The 16,577-nt window shown below is 31.0% G+C and carries 17 protein-coding genes; 4 read left to right on the top strand and 13 right to left on the bottom strand.

What is annotated here, in order from left to right:
- Positions 1–243 precede the first annotated feature (243 nt).
- The 6 genes from K324_RS0108665 to K324_RS0108640 all read right to left on the bottom strand — a co-directional run bounded on the left by K324_RS0108665 (position 244) and on the right by K324_RS0108640 (position 7,423).
- Complete coding sequence (locus K324_RS0108665) at positions 244–1,353, bottom strand: hypothetical protein (RefSeq protein WP_026748808.1); 1,110 nt, start codon at positions 1,351–1,353, stop codon at positions 244–246.
- 130 nt (positions 1,354–1,483) lie between these two features.
- Positions 1,484–2,479, bottom strand: a complete 996-nt coding sequence (gene lplA, locus K324_RS0108660) for a lipoate--protein ligase (protein ID WP_026748807.1) — start codon at positions 2,477–2,479, stop codon at positions 1,484–1,486.
- A gap of 36 nt (positions 2,480–2,515) precedes the next feature.
- Positions 2,516–4,234 (bottom strand): dihydrolipoyl dehydrogenase, encoded by a 1,719-nt coding sequence (gene lpdA / locus K324_RS0108655; protein WP_026748806.1) that lies wholly within the window; start codon positions 4,232–4,234, stop codon positions 2,516–2,518.
- Positions 4,235–4,289: 55 nt separating this feature from the next.
- The gene (locus tag K324_RS0108650; protein WP_026748805.1) at positions 4,290–5,324 is read right to left on the bottom strand and encodes a dihydrolipoamide acetyltransferase; all 1,035 of its coding nucleotides are present in this window, start codon (positions 5,322–5,324) and stop codon (positions 4,290–4,292) included.
- Positions 5,325–5,450: 126 nt separating this feature from the next.
- The gene (locus tag K324_RS0108645) at positions 5,451–6,443 is read right to left on the bottom strand and encodes an alpha-ketoacid dehydrogenase subunit beta (RefSeq protein ID WP_026748804.1); all 993 of its coding nucleotides are present in this window, start codon (positions 6,441–6,443) and stop codon (positions 5,451–5,453) included.
- Between the two features lie 14 nt (positions 6,444–6,457).
- Positions 6,458–7,423 (bottom strand): thiamine pyrophosphate-dependent dehydrogenase E1 component subunit alpha, encoded by a 966-nt coding sequence (locus K324_RS0108640; protein WP_026748803.1) that lies wholly within the window; start codon positions 7,421–7,423, stop codon positions 6,458–6,460.
- Between the two features lie 243 nt (positions 7,424–7,666).
- Between K324_RS0108640 and K324_RS0108635 the strand changes: the two genes are divergently transcribed.
- The 4 genes from K324_RS0108635 to K324_RS0108620 all read left to right on the top strand — a co-directional run bounded on the left by K324_RS0108635 (position 7,667) and on the right by K324_RS0108620 (position 11,730).
- A complete protein-coding gene (locus K324_RS0108635; protein ID WP_026748802.1) occupies positions 7,667–8,125 on the top strand; it encodes a DIP1984 family protein in 459 nt (152 codons plus the stop codon).
- Between the two features lie 243 nt (positions 8,126–8,368).
- Entirely contained in the window at positions 8,369–9,550 is a 1,182-nt protein-coding gene (locus K324_RS0108630; protein WP_026748801.1) for a dicarboxylate/amino acid:cation symporter, read from the top strand.
- Between the two features lie 284 nt (positions 9,551–9,834).
- On the top strand, positions 9,835–10,320 hold the full coding sequence (locus K324_RS0108625) for a hypothetical protein (RefSeq protein ID WP_026748800.1): 486 nt from the start codon (positions 9,835–9,837) through the stop codon (positions 10,318–10,320).
- Positions 10,321–10,530: 210 nt separating this feature from the next.
- The gene (locus K324_RS0108620) at positions 10,531–11,730 is read left to right on the top strand and encodes an META domain-containing protein (RefSeq protein ID WP_026748799.1); all 1,200 of its coding nucleotides are present in this window, start codon (positions 10,531–10,533) and stop codon (positions 11,728–11,730) included.
- Between the two features lie 115 nt (positions 11,731–11,845).
- Here the strand turns inward: K324_RS0108620 and tgt are convergent, their stop codons facing one another.
- From tgt to K324_RS16040, 7 genes are all read right to left on the bottom strand, one after another.
- A complete protein-coding gene (gene tgt, locus K324_RS0108615; RefSeq protein WP_051354429.1) occupies positions 11,846–13,027 on the bottom strand; it encodes a tRNA guanosine(34) transglycosylase Tgt in 1,182 nt (393 codons plus the stop codon).
- Between the two features lie 28 nt (positions 13,028–13,055).
- Entirely contained in the window at positions 13,056–13,820 is a 765-nt protein-coding gene (locus K324_RS0108610; RefSeq protein ID WP_026748797.1) for a TatD family hydrolase, read from the bottom strand.
- Positions 13,821–13,824: 4 nt separating this feature from the next.
- Positions 13,825–14,427, bottom strand: coding sequence for a hypothetical protein (locus tag K324_RS14625; protein ID WP_036095393.1), 603 nt, complete (start codon positions 14,425–14,427; stop codon positions 13,825–13,827).
- Between the two features lie 30 nt (positions 14,428–14,457).
- Positions 14,458–15,147 carry a hypothetical protein gene (locus K324_RS0108600; RefSeq protein WP_026748796.1) on the bottom strand — a complete coding sequence of 230 codons (690 nt, stop codon included), beginning with the start codon at positions 15,145–15,147 and terminating at the stop codon, positions 14,458–14,460.
- A 123-nt stretch (positions 15,148–15,270) separates the two neighbouring features.
- A complete protein-coding gene (locus tag K324_RS0108595; protein WP_021743100.1) occupies positions 15,271–15,705 on the bottom strand; it encodes a lysozyme inhibitor LprI family protein in 435 nt (144 codons plus the stop codon).
- 101 nt (positions 15,706–15,806) lie between these two features.
- Positions 15,807–16,094: a hypothetical protein gene (locus K324_RS0108590; protein WP_026748795.1), complete on the bottom strand. Its 288-nt coding sequence runs from the start codon at positions 16,092–16,094 to the stop codon at positions 15,807–15,809.
- A gap of 282 nt (positions 16,095–16,376) precedes the next feature.
- A partial coding sequence (locus K324_RS16040) for a hypothetical protein (RefSeq protein WP_036095392.1) occupies positions 16,377–16,577 on the bottom strand: 201 nt, incomplete at its 5' end.

Raw genomic sequence — 16,577 nt, 5'->3', positions numbered from 1 at the left:
AACTTGGGTAGGAGTTGGAGCATTGACAGAAGTAAATTCTGGATTTGGCTGGTATGTAAACTATGACGGCTCTATTGACAGTGGAAAAGGTAAAGGAAATAACAATGTGTTTACGACTGGTATAAGAATTAATTTTTAAACAAAAAAATAAGAGCTGAGATAGGAATTTAACTTTATTTAGTTTGCCAAACTTATAAAATTAATTAAACTTTTCACGGCTCTTAATTTTTATATAAATATACGTTACTTTTTATTTTTATTACAACACTTTATTTTACAATTTTTATCAATTATAAAACAGATAGTCGTATTTTTTTCTTCATTCTCACTCGGTTTATTTTTTATATCCTTATTATTTTTATTTTCTTCCATTTCAGTAGTTTCATCTTTTTTTTGATTCTGAGAAATGTATTCTAACTCTTCTTTTACAATTCTTATATTTTCTTCATTAATTCTTTCTGTTTTGAATATATAATCAAATTTATCAATAAATTCGTAAGAACCTGTAAAAAAACAATATTCTTTTTTACAAACAAATTTATTTCCATATATTTCTGATTTGAACATATAATTCAATTTACTAATAACTTCATTATAAGCTCTAAAAAAACATTCCTCTTTTTCACAAGTAGACTTATTTTCATTAATATTATAAATTAATTTATTTTCTTTTATTTCAAGAACTTCACCATTTTTAAGATATGGAACTACCAAATATTTCCCCTGATATTCTGATAATACAACTACTTTTTTGTGTATTTTATCTTTTGATTCAATCGTTGTTAATTCATAATTTCTAGATTTAAAACAAAATATAACAATACAAGTATTTACTATAAAATAAATTATAATGATAATAATTGCCCAATTTCGCAATTCACTTTTTTTTTGATACTCAAAAATATTATATGCAATAACCAAAAGAATGCCAATAATAGGAATGTACCAATACCCAGGTTGAAATGTTAATAATAGGGAACTCGAAAAAATAATAAGTATTAATTGAAATAATAAATTTGCTCCCAAAGATAATCTTTTTGCCCATTTTCCATCATTTATATGTTTTTTTATAAATTCTTCTGAAACTAAAAAAAATGCAACAGAAAATAACATTCCTATTAAAAATATATAAATTATCCTTCTATAGTTATATGAAAAAAAATATTTTTCTGAAATCCCATACCAACCTTCTAAATTTTGTGAATAAAATAACTTAGAAACCCAATCTCCAATTCCTACAATCCCTAATCCAAATATTGAACTTACAGAACTATTCAAACTATTTATTTTTTTCACCAAATCTTCTCCAGATTGTTGTTGTCCATTTTCATTATTATTACTTTCAACACTCATATTATTCCTCCAATTTGTAATATACTTTAAATGTATATCATAAATTTTATTAGATGTCAATGATACAAAAAGACACTCCCGCATTAGAGTGTCTAAAAATTTTATTTTTTATTTATTTCAAAATTTCTCTTTATTCCACAACAACTTCCACAACTTCATCTACCGTAAATCTAGAAAAATACTCCTCAATATCAACTGTTTCCAGTTTTTCTTTCACAGCTTCCCTTGTATATTTCGTATCTTTCAATAAATTCTCAATTTCACTCAAATCTTCATTTTTCCCAAAGAAATCTCCATAAAATTTGATATTCTTGATTCTAGAATTTTCTACTGTAGCAAAAATTTGAATTTTTCCGTTTGTGAAACGTTTTTCACGAGTTATGTTAAATTCTGGGGAAGTTCCATAAACCCATTCCCAGTTTCTATGTTTCTTTTCTGCATTTTCTTCAATTATTTTTAACTCTTCTTGCGTAAATTTGTATTCTTCCATTTCTGGATAATGTTTTTTCATGTACTCCATTATTTTTTCACCAAATTCATTTACTGTGATTGGCTGCTTCAAATGAGGAAGTATGTTTGTAACACGGCTTCTTACAGATTTTACACCTTTTGATTCAATTTTATCCTTTGAAACTTTTAATGCATTTCCCAATTCTCCAAAATTTACATCAAATAATAGACAACCATGGTGCATTACACGTCCTTGTATATACGCCTGAGCGTTTCCACAAAATTTTTGTCCATCTATTTCCAAGTCATTTCTTCCTGTAAATTCAGCTTTTACACCCAATTCTGCCAGAGTTTCTATAATTGGCTTTGAAAATTCCTTAAAATTAAAGCCTTCCTTATCTTCCTGCTTATTGGAAATTATCGTATAGTTTAAATTGTTTAAATCGTGATAAACTGCACCTCCGCCAGAAATTCTACGAACAACGTGGATTCCCTTTTCACGTGTATATTCTGTATTTATCTCTTCAATTGTATTTTGATATTTTCCCACAACAATTGTTGGCTCATTTATCCAAAGCAAAAATATTTCATCAATGTCACGTAGCTGTTTAAAGCAGTATTCTTCCAAAGCGATATTAAACGCAGGATTATTGGAATTATTAACATAATATTTCATATTTTTTAAATTCCTTTCAAAATTTATTTCTTACTTTTATTTTCTTTTTTTAGGCAAATGAATTGCTTCATCAAGTGCATCTGCACATGCTTCAAATAAGGCTTCTGAATAAGTTGGATGAGCATAAATTGTTTTGATTACTTCATCTACTGTAATTTCCATCGCCATAAGCCCTGACGCTTCGTTAATAATTTCCGCAGCCGAAGGCCCTACAATATGCACTCCTAAAATTTCTCCATATTTCTTATCTGTAATAACTTTTGCAAATCCTGCCGTTTCCCCAGATGCCAATGCTCTTCCATTTGCTGCAAATTGGAATTTACCAACTTTAATGTCATACTTTTCTCTTGCCTCATCTTCTGTTAATCCAACCATTGCCACTTCCGGCACTGTGTAGATTGCCGATGGAGTCGTTTCAAGCCTAATTTCCCTATGGTTTCCTTGAACAGCATTTTCAGCTGCAACTTCTCCCATTCTGAACGCCGCATGAGCAAGCATCTTAATTCCGTTTATATCTCCTGGTGCATAAATTCCAGATACGCTTGTTTCCATATATTTATCAACTTTGATTCGACCTTTTTCCATTTCCAGTTCAAGCTCTCCAACAGCTTCCAAGTCTGGTACTCTTCCTATTGACAATAGCGCTTTTTCAGAAACAATGTCATCATGTCCATCAACTTTAATTGTTAAATTATGTCCATCATCAACAATTTCCTTAATTTGTGTAGAAGTTAATATTTTCATTCCTTTTTTCTCAAGCTCTTTTCTAAGTACAGCTGAAGATTCCCTGTCTACTCCTGGCACAATTCTATCCATCATTTCCACAACTGTAACTTCACTTCCAAATGATAAAAATACTTGTCCAAGTTCGATTCCAACAACTCCTCCACCAATTACAGCAAGCGATTTAGGTATTTGCTGTAAATCTAAAATATCATCACTTGTAAGCACTTTATTGCTTTCAATTCCAGGAATATTAATTTTACTAACTTTTGAACCACCAGCCAAGATAATTTTATCAGTTCGTAAAACAGTTTCACCATTTACAACAACATCTTTATCCTTGTTTATTTTCCCAATTCCATTATACATTTTGATTTCATTACTTTTCAGAAGTCCTCTTACACCATTTGTCAATGTCTTAACAATATCATTTTTTAGCTGCACAACTTTTGGCATATCAATTGTGTATTTTTCACTTTCCAAAATAATTCCTCTTTTGCTTGCCATTTCGATACCTTCGAGAATTTCAGCATTTTTAAGGAACGTTTTTGTAGGAATACATCCTTTGTTCAGGCAAGTTCCTCCAAATTCATTTTTTTCTACAACTGCCACTTTTGCACCAAGCTGAGCTGCACGGATTGATGCTACATATCCAGCAGGCCCTCCACCGATTACAACAATGTCAAATTCATCTTCTGCTTTTTCTTTTTTAGGTTCGCTAGCTGCAGTCGCTGACTGAGAAACTGTATTTTCCGATGCTGTATTTGCTGAACCTGCTTCTGGAGCTGCTTCTCCTTCTGCACCAATATATCCGATAATTTCTGTAACAGGTACAGTTTCTCCATCTCCTTTTACTATTTTTATCAAATATCCTGATTCTTCAGCTTCAAGTTCCATACTTGTCTTATCTGTCATTATTTCAAGTAAGATTTCCCCTTCTTCTACCTTTTCCCCTTCTTTTTTATTCCATTTTATAATCTGCCCTTCCGTCATATCTATTCCAGCTTTAGGCATAATTATCTCTGTAGCCATAAAATTCACTCCTTTATACTCAAATAATTTTATATTTCATATTTTCTATCTAATTTTAAATTAACAAAGAGATTGGATTTTCCAAAGCATTTTTCAAATCCTGCATAAATTTAGCCCCAGCAAGTCCATCTACCACTCTATGATCGATTGTAAGCGTCAAAGTCATCATTGGACGAACTGTAATTTCACCATTTACAACAACAGGCTTTTCAACTGTAGAAGAAACTCCTAAAATTGCTGAATTTGGCTGATTTATTATTGGATTAAAGCTTTGCACTCCAAACATTCCAAGATTACTGATTGTAAATGTACTTCCACTTTGCTCATCAGGTGTCAGCTTCATATCTAGCGCTTTTTTCACTATTTTCTTAGATTCAACAACTAGTTCGCTAAGTGTCATTTTATCAGCACCTTTTACAACCGGCACAAGAAGCCCACCATCAAATCCTACTGCAATCGCCAAGTTTACATAATTATGCAGAATAATTTGTGTTCCATCTTCTGATAAACTTGAATTTACAAATTTATGCTTCAATAAAGTCTTGATTACTGCAAACGAAATAATGTCTGTTATTGTAATTTTCTTTCCTGTACTTTCCAAGATTGTATCCAATATTTTTTTTCTAAGTGCAATAGCTTCTGTCATGTCAATTTCATAATTAAGTGCAAATGTAGGTGCTGTCAAATAACTTTCTGTCATACGTTTTGAAATAACTTTTCTCATTGCTGTCATTGGCACGATTTCTATATCCTGCTGTGCAACTGCTTTTTCTTCTGCGACAACAGCCTTTTCATGTCTTGCCAAGTCTTCTGTTTCCTGTGGCTTAGCAATCAATTTCAAAATATCATCCCGCATTATTTTCCCATTATGACCTGTCCCAACGACATTTTCAAGTTCAATATTATGATCTAATGCTATTTTTCTAGCAAGTGGCGATATTCTTACATGCTTTTCAAATTTAAATGTTTCCACATCTTCCTTATGAACACGTCCATTTGCTCCGCTACCTTTTACAAGAAAAAGATCAAGTCCCATCTGCTGTGCTAATTTACGTGCCGCAGGAGTGGCTCTTAACTCATTATTTTCCATAGCTTCTTCCTTTCTTTTTTTAATTTTTCAATAATTTATTCAAAATAGATTGCCAATAACAAGGGGCAACCCCTCTTACTAAACAGTATTTCTTAACTATAATCTTAAATTATATAATTATTAAGTTTACTGTTTATTTTTTACTTTTCTAATTGCTTCTACAATTTTTTCCACATTTGGAACCATCGCTGTTTCAAGAGCGTGATTATAAGGTATTGGTACATCTTCTCCAGCTAACCTCACAATTGGATGATCCAAATAGTCAAATGTGTCACTTTCTGAAATAATTGCAGAAATCTCCCCGATAAACCCGTTTGTTTTGTGAGCATCATTTACTAAGATTACTCTTCCTGTTTTTTTAACAGAATTCAAAATAATTTCCTTGTCTAGCGGAATCAATGTTCTAGGATCCACCACTTCTACGCTAATCCCTTCACTTTCTGCAATTTCTGCTGCCTTCATTACTCTTTCCAGCATTCTTCCATAAGTTACAATTGTAATATCTTTTCCTTCTTTTTTAATTTCTCCTTTTCCTAAAGGAATAATAAATTCAGGATCTGTAGGAACTTCACCTTTCATATTGTATTGTGCTTTATATTCAAGGAAAATTACTGGGTTATTATCACGAATTACTGATTTTAAAAGCCCTTTTACATCTGCAGGTGTCCCCGGCGCAACAACTTTTACTCCTGGAATATGAGTAAACCAAGATTCAAGCGATTGTGAATGTTGTGCAGCTGAACCTACTCCAGAACCTGCCGCACATCTGAATGTTACAGGCACTTGTCCTTTTCCACCAAACATATATCTAGTTTTTGCTGCCTGATTTACAATGTTGTCCATCATATAAACGATAAAATCCATGAATGTTACATCAACTATTGGACGAAGCCCTGTCATTGCCGCACCAATTGCAGCTCCAGAAATTGCAGATTCTGAAATTGGCATATCTTTTATTCGTTCTGGGCCAAATTCTTCCAGCATTCCAACCGATGTTCCAAAATCTCCTCCAAAAATTCCTACATCTTCTCCCATTAAAAATACATTTTCATCTTTTCTCATCTCTTCCGACATTGCTGTAATAATTGCCTCTTTTACAGACATCAACTTTGTTTCCATCTTTATCTCCTTTTCTAATTTGCAAATATATCTTCAAATGCAGATTCCAAAGTAGGTTCTGGACTATTTTTCGCAAATTCCACTGCATTTTCAATCTGTTTTTTTGATCTTTCTTCAAGTTCTACTAATTCTTCCTCTGTTGCAATATTGTTTTCAAGTAAATAATTTCTGAATTTTAAGTTAGGATCTTTTAACTTCCATCCGTCAACTTCCTCTTTTGTTCTATATTTCCCTGGATCTGAACTAGAATGTCCAAACCATCTGTAAGTTATACTTTCAATGAAAACTGGTCCTTTTCCTTCTCTTACATGCTTCACAGCCTTTTCAAACGTTTCATATACTGACAGAACATCATTTCCATCTTCAATAAAATATCCTGGCATTCCATAAGCCACAGCCCTTTTATACAAATGTTCTACATTTGTAACTTTATTAATTGACGTACTGATTCCATAACCGTTATTAATTGAATAAAATATAACAGGAACATTCCATACTGATGCCAAATTCATAGCCTCATGAAAGCTTCCTTCATTAGTAGCTCCATCTCCAAAGAAACAAACTACAATTTTTCCAGTATTTTTAACTTTTTGAGTATAAGCTGCACCAACTGCCATCCCATGTCCGCCACCAACAATTCCGTTTGCTCCCAAGTTTCCACTTTCTAAATCGGCAATGTGCATTGAACCACCTTTACCTTTACAAGTTCCAGTAGCCTTTCCCATAATTTCAGCCATCATTCCATTCAAGTCAATCCCTTTAGCAATAACCTGTCCATGCCCTCTATGATTAGATGTAATCAAATCATCAGCATTCAATGCTGCAATAGCGCCAACATTCGCCGCTTCCTCTCCTACTGACAGATGTGTCATTCCAGGCACCATTCCTCTTTTCACAAGCTGATTTACCTTTAAATCAAAATTTCTAATGCTAAGCATTCGCTCATAAATGTTCAGCAATTTACCTTTTGACAATTCCATAATTCCCTCCATTTAAATACATTTTTATATTTTCAAAATTTTTAGTAATTAATATTTTGTTTTTCAAAATTTTCTGTTTAATTTTATCATAAATTTGTAACGATTACAACAAATATTTACAAGTTAAAAAAATATCTTGTATATAATTTCTAACAGTAAAAAACATAAAAATATCCTTTACATTTTCTAATTTTTCTATTATACTTTAACTATGTAAAAATAAAAAATGGGAGGATAAATAAAATGAAACTTGCCGAAGCTCTTATTTTACGTGCTGATATTCAAAAAAGAATCGCACAGCTAAAAACAAGACTTAATAATAACGCCAAAGTTCAGGAAAATGAAAAACCTACTGAAAATCCTGAATTTTTATTAACTGAGTTAAATGATTTAATTTCTCAGTTAAATGAATTAATAATAAAAATAAACAGAACAAATACTCTTTCAAAAATTGATGGAATTTCATTAGTTGAACTAATTGCAAAAAAGGACACGCTTTCACAAAAAGCAGGAATACTGCGTGAATTTATAGAAATTGCAAGCCAAAAGGTAAATCTTTATTCCACAACGGAAATAAAAGTTTTCAGCACGATTAATGTACCAGAACAGCAAAAACAGCTAGATAAATTGTCTAAGGAAATCAGGGAAACTGATACAAGATTACAGCAGGCAAACTGGACTATTGATTTAATTGAAGAATAAAAATATGATAAAAAAATAAATTTTAGGTGTAGATATTGTTAAGGTGAACATAAACCTTTGGATATTAGGGAAAAAATATCCTACAAGATGAAGTAATGCGGGGAAGTTGCAAAAGTTACGATTAATCCCAGTATTGTTACGTCTGTACAATTAACTGTAAATGTTACCACCGTATGTTAATTAATAATATTGAGGCTGGGCTGCGGGATTGACTATATAAAAATATAAGGAGAGAACAATTTTATGAAAAAAATCGGACTTGTGCCACGTTTAATTATCGCTATAACACTTGGTATTCTGTTAGGATTAGTTTTACCAAGTCCAGTTATTCGAATTTTTGTGACTTTTTCATCGTTATTTAGTAAATATTTGTCGTTTGTTATTCCATTTATGATAATCGGATTTGTTGTGACAGGAATTTCAGATTTACGTCAAGGAGCGGGAAAATTACTTGGAATTACCACTTTGATAGCCTACGCTTCCACAATTGTTGCAGGAAGTCTGTCTTATCTTATGGCGACTAATATTTTTCCAAAAATTCTTAATTTCACCTCATTTGCGGCAGTAGAACATCCGGAAAAAAATCTTTTAACATCCTATTTTGATATTCCACTTGCCCCAATGTTTGATGTAACTTCGGCAATTGTTTTTGCCTTTATAATGGGACTTTCAATTAGCTGGCTCAGAAACAATGGAGAGGGGCAGACTACCTACAGCCTTTTTCGTGAATTTTCAAAAATAATTACAAAACTGCTTAGCACTTCTGTTATTCCACTACTTCCAGTCTATATTTTTGGAACATTTATGAATATGACTTACAGTGGACAAATGTTTGCAACGCTTTCCATTTTCTTAAAAGTTTTTATTTGTGTAATAATTTTACATATTTTATATATTTCAGCCTTGTTTACATTCGCTGGAGGGCTTTCAGGAAAAAATCCATTTACTTGTATGAAAAATCAGATTCCTGGCTATTTTACAGCACTTGGAACACAATCTTCAGCCGCCACAATTCCAATAAATCTGGAATGTGCAAGACGAAATGGAACATCACCCGAAATACGTGAATTTGTAGTTCCATTATGTGCCACAATTCATCTGGCAGGAAGTATCATTACGATAACAAGCTGTGTCGTTACTGTACTTATGATGAACAATATGGCCTACGGAATTTCCACAATCTTCCCATTTATCCTAGTTTTAGGAGTCGCAATGGTAGCAGCGCCAGGAGCACCGGGAGGAGCAATAATGTCTGCACTTCCTTTTCTGGGAATGGTTGGAATTGCCACAAACAGTCCATTAGCATCATTACTAATCGCACTTTACATAACACAGGACAGCTTTGGGACAGCGGCAAATGTATCTGGAGATAATGCAATTGCTATTATAGTTGACTGGATTTATCATAAATTTATAAAAAAATAAAAATTATATGATTAAAAAAATGAAAAATTTGTGTTATATTTAGTAAAATAATGGAATTGATCCATATCAAACTAAATAGGTGAAAAAATACTCTTATCTATTATTGATTGGGGTATTTTTTTATGTTATAATATTTTTTTGAGGTTTACCGACTCAAGATTGTATCTGATCTTTAACAAATAGATGACAAATTTCCATTTTATACCTCTAAAAATCTGCAGGAAACTACAACCTGAAGGTTTTTCCATGACAATAAAATTTTTGAAAGGAATATACTATATTCGATGAACAAACTTATACAGAATTTTAATTATAAATTTAAACAAATCCTATTTGGATTGTTAGGTGCAATTCTATTTTCGTTAATAGGAATTGTCATATATTACATCGCATTTTATTTTAATAAAAATTTTATTTCCCTGATTTTCAGTATTTCCATCCCAATTACATCCTATATTGGATATATGTTTTTTTCAAACAAAATAAATGGATTCAATAGATTTGAAGCTGATGATTTCTCTTTTTTTGATGCCTTTTCATTATTTATCGTTACATTTTCAATAATTTATATAATAAATACTTTTGATGTCACAAATATGCTTTATAAGGAATATCATAATGAATTTAACTATTTTCAGCTTTTTGCAAAATGTTTTCCACAGCTGGTTGATTTGGAATGGATAAGTTTTAGAGTTGTCGTGAGCGAAATATTTGTTATGCTTTTTACACTTTCAAATTATTTTCGTGGCGGTTTCTTTTTTATTCCATAATTATACTAATTTCAACAGACTGTAGCAGGATGATAAAAATGACAAAAACACATGAAATAACTGAAGAAATTTCAAACTGAACAAGAATACTTTAGAAAAAAAATAAAAACTAAATAATTTTAAAAATTCTCATAATTCTTTAATAAATATATGATACTATTTAATTAACAGAGGAGAAAAGATAAAAAATAATGAAAAGAGGTTTTTAAAATGAAAAAAAGATTTTTTTTAGTTGGAATTTTTACAATGCTTCTTTTGTGTTGCGTTTTTTTGAATGCGGCTGTGAAAAAAAGAGTCGCTGTAAGCACTAATTTGAATGGAACTTCGTGGAAATTGACAGAAATCAGGAAAAATGGACGAAATTCCCGTATTTCAGAAAACACAAATATTACGATTAATTTTTCAAAAAATAAGATTAATGGATCTGGTGGAATTAACGGATATTCAGGAAGTTATAAAATTAACAGAAATTCCACTCTTTCTGCCACAGTAACTTCAACTTTGATGGGAGGTTCTTTAGATTTAATGAACCTCGAACAGGATTTCTTTGATATTCTACAATCCAACCCTATAATTAAGTACAGCAAGGATACTTTAACTCTAACTAACAGGAATGGAGATATTTGGACTTTTAAAAATCCAAATACAGTTAATCAGAAAGACAAGGATTCACTTCCTCTTTCAAATTTAAATGGAACTTCATGGAAATTAACTCAAATTAAGAAAAATAGACGGAATTCTTATATTTCAGAAAACACAAATGTTACGATTAATTTTTCAAAAAATAAGATTAATGGATCTGGTGGAATTAACGGGTATTCAGGAAATTATAAAATTAACAGAAATTCCACTCTTTCTGCCACAGTAACTTCAACTTTGATGGGAGGTTCTCAAGATCTAATGAATCTCGAACAGGATTTCTTTGATATTCTGCAATCCAACCCTATGATTAAGTACAGCAAGGATACTTTAACTCTAACTAACAAGGATGGAGATATTTGGACTTTTAAAAATCCAAATACAGTTAATCAGAAAGACAAGGACTCACTTTCTCTTTTAAAATTGAAAAAAAAATTATTGAATACTAGCTGGAAACTTGTTGATATTTCTGACACAAAAATGAGAAAAATATTGACAACAAATGAAATAAGAATTACTCTTAATTTTTCAGAAGACAGAATACACGGCGATTCAGGAGTAAACAACTATTTTTCAAATTATATAATGACATCAGATAATATTATGGTTGGACCTATCGGCTCTACAAAAATGGCAGGACCAGATAACTTTATGAAACTTGAAAGCCAGTATTTGAATATTTTGCAAAATTCAAAAAAGATTAAATTAGATAATAATCGTTTGATTTTTATGACAGATGATGGAAAAACATTGACATTTAAAGAAATGTAGTAATTTCATGTTTGTGCTATTTACTTGTAACTTATATTTTTTATCTGGAATGAAAAAATATCCGTTATGAAATAAATAGCACTTTTTTATTTCTTTTTATTTTATTTTCTAATTTTTATATCGATTTTGGCTTTATCCATTCACTTTCTTTCCCCATAGCATAGTTTTTCAGCACTTCTTCCTTATATTCCTTAAACCTTCCATCAATAATTGCCTCACGTGCATTATCCATAAGTTTTAGCAAAAAATGCAAATTATGATATGTTGCAAGCCTCTGTCCCAAAATTTCTCCTGCCTTGAATAAATGTCTTATATATGCTCTTGTATAATGTTTGCAGGCATAACAGTCACAACCTTCATCAAGAGGCCTGTCATCTCGTGAATAGCTCGCATTTTTTATAACAAGACGTCCATATTTTGTAAAGACAGTACCATGTCTACCAATTCTTGTCGGCTGAACACAGTCCATCATATCAATTCCATGTTCCACAGCCTCAAGCATATCCGCAGGCTCTCCCACTCCCATTAAATAACGTGGCTTATTTTCAGGCAGTTTTGGTGTGCTATATTTTAAAATTCTATACATATCCTCACGTGGCTCTCCTACTGCAAGCCCTCCTAAAGCATATCCAGCAAACCCATAATCATACTCATACAGCTCTTCAAAACTTTTATCTCGTAAATCTTCATAAATTCCACCTTGCACAATTGCAAAAAGCCCTTGCTTATCCTTATTTCTATTTGCTTCGATACAACGCTTAGCCCATCTCGTAGTTCTTTCAATGGACGGAATCAAATATTCACGTGTTGACAGTCCTGGCGGGCATTCATCCAGCACCATCATAATATCACTTCCCAGATTATTTTGAATAGAAATAGATTTTTCAGGCGATAAAAAATGCTTTGAGCCATCTATATGCGAACGAAAATGAACTCCTTCCTCCTTTATCTTTCTCAAATCTCCAAGACTAAACACTTGAAATCCACCACTATCAGTAAGTATTGGCTTATCCCATCTCATAAATTTGTGAAGCCCGCCAAAATCATTTACCAAATCATCTCCAGGACGCAAGTATAAATGATACGTGTTTCCTAAAATAATTTGAGAATTAATCTCTTCCAGCTCTTCCCTAGTCATAGCCTTTACAGTCGCCTGCGTACCAACTGGCATAAATACTGGGGTTTTTATCTCTCCATGTGGTGTTTTTATAACTCCAGCACGTGCATTCCCATCTTTTTTTTCTAATTTATATTCTATTGGATTTTTAAAATCTTTATTTTCTTTTTCAATACACATTTTATCTCCTACATTTAATTTTTAAATTCTATTGCATTCCATAAATTTTCTTAGCATTTTCAGTAGTTACTTTAATAACTTGCTCTACTGAAATTTCCTTAATTCTAGCTACTTCTTCCGCTACATATTTTGTATAAACTGGCTCATTCCGTTTCCCTCGAAAAGGCACAGGTGTCAAATACGGACAATCCGTTTCCAGAACAATTTTTTCCAAAGGCAATTCCTTCACAAGTTCCTTTGTCTTTTTATTATTTTTAAACGTCAAAGTACCACCGATTCCTAAGTAATACCTATCTAAAAACGGTTTTGCTGCTTCTAAAGAACCTGGATAACAATGCAAAATTCCCCCAACATTTTTATAATCCCTCAAAACATCAAGAGTATCTTGCAAAGCCTCTCTCGTATGAATAACAACTGGCTTTTTTACCCTTTGGGCAAGCTCCATCTGTTTTCTAAATCCAGCAATCTGAACATCCTTCGGATCTTCCATCCAGTGATAATCCAGTCCGATTTCCCCAATCGCAACAACCTTTTTCTCAGTCAATGCCAATCTTTCCAGTTCTTTTTCCACTTCATCATTATATTTTTTTATATCCACAGGATGAACCCCAATCACCGCATTCACAAACGAATATCTATTCGCAAGTTCAATGCTTTTTATCGAACTTTCCAAATCAAACCCAATGCTTACAATCCCCTCCAGCTCATCTTCAATCCTCTTCAACACATCATCAAAGTCATTTTCAAACTGCTCATCATAAATGTGTGTATGCGTATCAATTATTTTACTCATTTTTTTAATTCCTTTTCTGTAAAAAATTCCATTTTCCATTAATTTTCTTTATTTCAACAATTCCTTCTTTTTCTTCAAATTCTTTTATATCTTTAATTTTATCTGAAACTGTTTTTGATACTATGTCTATCAATATTGGCATCCATTTCTTTTCAAACTCATTTCGTGAAACACTAGGCAAATATTCCATTGATTTTCCCGTTTTTTGCTCAAATATTTTATTTATTCTTTTTTGATCTTCATTTCCCAAAAGAGAATTAAAATTTAATTTGGGTGCTTTTACGGTAAATGTTAAATTTGCACTTGAACTTGAAGTGTAATCAATCTTTTTAATCCTATACTCCATACTTTTCATGTATTCTTTTAAAATTTCACCAAAAAATCTTGCTCCCAATTCATCTTTTTGACTCTCTATTTGCTTGTCAATTTCTTTTATTCCAATAGAAATATCTTCTTTTGTATTTTCAAAAAATTTTTTCTCTATTTCTATATTATTTTTCTCAATTTCTGATTTCCGAATTTTCACATTCGGTTTAACTTCCACCTTATAATTTGCAGAAAATCCAAGACTTGCTGTTAGTAAAAATAACATTAATATCTTCTTCATTTACTCATACCTCATCCTCATTTATTCAAATTATTTTCCAAAATTTTCAAATATAGAATCAAAAATATCAAAACCATCACTTTCTAATGTTTCTTCGTCTTTATATTCCCATTCTTTCTGATTTTTTTCCAAAATCATTTTTCTCTTTTCCGTTTCGTATTCAAATTCGTTATTATCCAATCTTTTTAGCATTTCATTTTGAGATTCAGACAAAATTATTACATTTGCTTTCAGTCTTTCTTCATTGGACAATTTTTGAATTTTTTCCTTATCCAATTTATATCCCAATTCTTTTGAAACTTTATCTTCAAGTTTTTTGTTAAATTCTTCAGAGAACATAATTTCAAAAATATTCGGAGATTTTTCAGTATAAATTATCTCTACTTTGTTTTTTGAAATAAAATTAATTTTTTCAATTTCATAAATTGTTTTTTCATAAACTTTGTTATTCATCAAAACATTAGGTACATTCACTTTAAAATTTTTTTCACCTGTTTCCAAATTAGCATTTTCCGAATATCCAATACCCTTATTTTTACTTTCTATCCTATCTGAAATTTCTTTATTAAAAACTTCAACAACTTTTTCACTTTGATTTTTCATTTCCTCTTCTGATAATTTTAAACTCTTATTTTTTGTAATTTCAAAGTTTACTTTTTTTAATTCAAATGAAAAACTTAACGAAAAAATAACCAAAAATAAAATCAATATTTTTTTCATAAAACTCCTTTTTTACAAACAATAAAAGTAATATAAAAGTAAACTTTAAGAATTATATTTTTTATATTTTAACTAATTAATCTGAATAAAAATTTCAGTATATCTAAATTTTCTTATCCAAACTTATTTCAATTTTTCATATCTTTTAGATAATTCAATCGCTCTGCCTTTAGTCGAGTTAATCAATGATTGTGTGTATTCCAAACCATAAGCTGTTCCACAAAGTTTTTTTCCATTTACAGTTCCACAAAATTCATCTGCCACTTCTTTTGCCACTTTATCTCTTTTTTTTATCCACGCTCTTTCTTCATTTCTAAGTTTTACTTGTTCTTTTTTTGACAATTTTGACATTAACAATTTGTAAACCTTATTTAACTCATCATCCCAGCTCTCTAAAATCATTGAAGATCCTTCTTTAATTTCAACATTACTTCCGTCAAATAATTTCTCTACACTTTTCTCTTTAATTTCCATTCTATTAATCATATCACTCGTATAACCAGCAAAACTGCTAATTACAACCATCAAACTTGTAACCAAAATCATTACTTTTTTCATAAAAAATCTCTCCTTTTCACTTTTGAAATCAAACTTAAAAATTATAATTTTTCAATTCCTCAACAAGAATGGTCTTTTTCCACTTCATTTAATTTAGAAAATTAAATTTTAGTTTTATAGCTTTCAATCAACTTTTGATATTCATTAACAACCCACTCACCAAATCCCAAATGAATCGCATCGCTTATCCCATAATTTTTTATCTCTGATTTTTGAAAATACAACTTTCCATCTGGACAATGTTTTTCATGATACACTTGTACAGAAGTAATTGTATACGTCACAACTTCTCCATCTATAACTTTTCGTTCTAATGTATCAAAATCCAGTAGTGGCAATATATACCAATTATTTTCATAATCATAAATCCATAAAATATCTTTTTCCATTTTTAGTTTATATGGTGAATGCGTATTAAAAAATCTCTCCTCGTATAATATATTTGTAGTTTTTTACATCCCTCTTCAAGGATTTTGTAATATACTATTATTAAGATACTGTGGACTAGTTAATCTCCTCCTCGTATAATATATTTGTAGTTTTTTACATCCCTCTTCAAGGATTTTGTAATATACTATTATTAAGATACTGTGGATTAGTTAATCTCCTCCTACCACTTGATGGTTTTAAAAAGGCTCTAGCCACAGTCTCTTTGTTAAATTGTTAATTAGTTAGATACCGCTTGACGGTTTATATAGAACGAGGTTACATTCGCAAAGAGTTTGTGGTTTTACAGTATCAATATTTTCTTTTTGAAAGGTGGTATTCTTATGTTCTATATCGGTATCGATGTCTCTAAAGACAAACACAACTGCTTCTGTTGTAATGATAACTTGCAGCCTGTTTTTCAATTTCAATTTAACAATGACTCT

It is taken from the genome of Leptotrichia trevisanii DSM 22070 (genome assembly GCF_000482505.1).
In the GTDB taxonomy this organism is placed as follows: Bacteria; Fusobacteriota; Fusobacteriia; order Fusobacteriales; family Leptotrichiaceae; genus Leptotrichia; species Leptotrichia trevisanii.
The sequence above is the reverse complement of the archived record's forward strand: the minus strand, read 5'-3'. Positions and strand labels throughout refer to the sequence as shown.

Coding starts and splice junctions, on each gene's coding strand:
- K324_RS0108595 (WP_021743100.1), bottom strand. CDS start 15,705: ATGAAAAAAGTAATGATTTTGGTTACAAGTTTGATGGTTGTAATTAGC.
- K324_RS0108610 (WP_026748797.1), bottom strand. CDS start 13,820: ATGAGTAAAATAATTGATACGCATACACACATTTATGATGAGCAGTTT.
- K324_RS0108625 (WP_026748800.1), top strand. CDS start 9,835: ATGAACAAACTTATACAGAATTTTAATTATAAATTTAAACAAATCCTA.
- tgt (WP_051354429.1), bottom strand. CDS start 13,027: ATGTGTATTGAAAAAGAAAATAAAGATTTTAAAAATCCAATAGAATAT.
- K324_RS0108635 (WP_026748802.1), top strand. CDS start 7,667: ATGAAACTTGCCGAAGCTCTTATTTTACGTGCTGATATTCAAAAAAGA.
- lplA (WP_026748807.1), bottom strand. CDS start 2,479: ATGAAATATTATGTTAATAATTCCAATAATCCTGCGTTTAATATCGCT.
- K324_RS0108600 (WP_026748796.1), bottom strand. CDS start 15,147: ATGAAAAAAATATTGATTTTATTTTTGGTTATTTTTTCGTTAAGTTTT.
- K324_RS0108590 (WP_026748795.1), bottom strand. CDS start 16,094: ATGGAAAAAGATATTTTATGGATTTATGATTATGAAAATAATTGGTAT.
- K324_RS0108645 (WP_026748804.1), bottom strand. CDS start 6,443: ATGGAAACAAAGTTGATGTCTGTAAAAGAGGCAATTATTACAGCAATG.
- K324_RS0108665 (WP_026748808.1), bottom strand. CDS start 1,353: ATGAGTGTTGAAAGTAATAATAATGAAAATGGACAACAACAATCTGGA.
- K324_RS0108640 (WP_026748803.1), bottom strand. CDS start 7,423: ATGGAATTGTCAAAAGGTAAATTGCTGAACATTTATGAGCGAATGCTT.
- lpdA (WP_026748806.1), bottom strand. CDS start 4,234: ATGGCTACAGAGATAATTATGCCTAAAGCTGGAATAGATATGACGGAA.
- K324_RS0108650 (WP_026748805.1), bottom strand. CDS start 5,324: ATGGAAAATAATGAGTTAAGAGCCACTCCTGCGGCACGTAAATTAGCA.
- K324_RS0108620 (WP_026748799.1), top strand. CDS start 10,531: ATGAAAAAAAGATTTTTTTTAGTTGGAATTTTTACAATGCTTCTTTTG.
- K324_RS0108630 (WP_026748801.1), top strand. CDS start 8,369: ATGAAAAAAATCGGACTTGTGCCACGTTTAATTATCGCTATAACACTT.
- K324_RS14625 (WP_036095393.1), bottom strand. CDS start 14,427: ATGAAGAAGATATTAATGTTATTTTTACTAACAGCAAGTCTTGGATTT.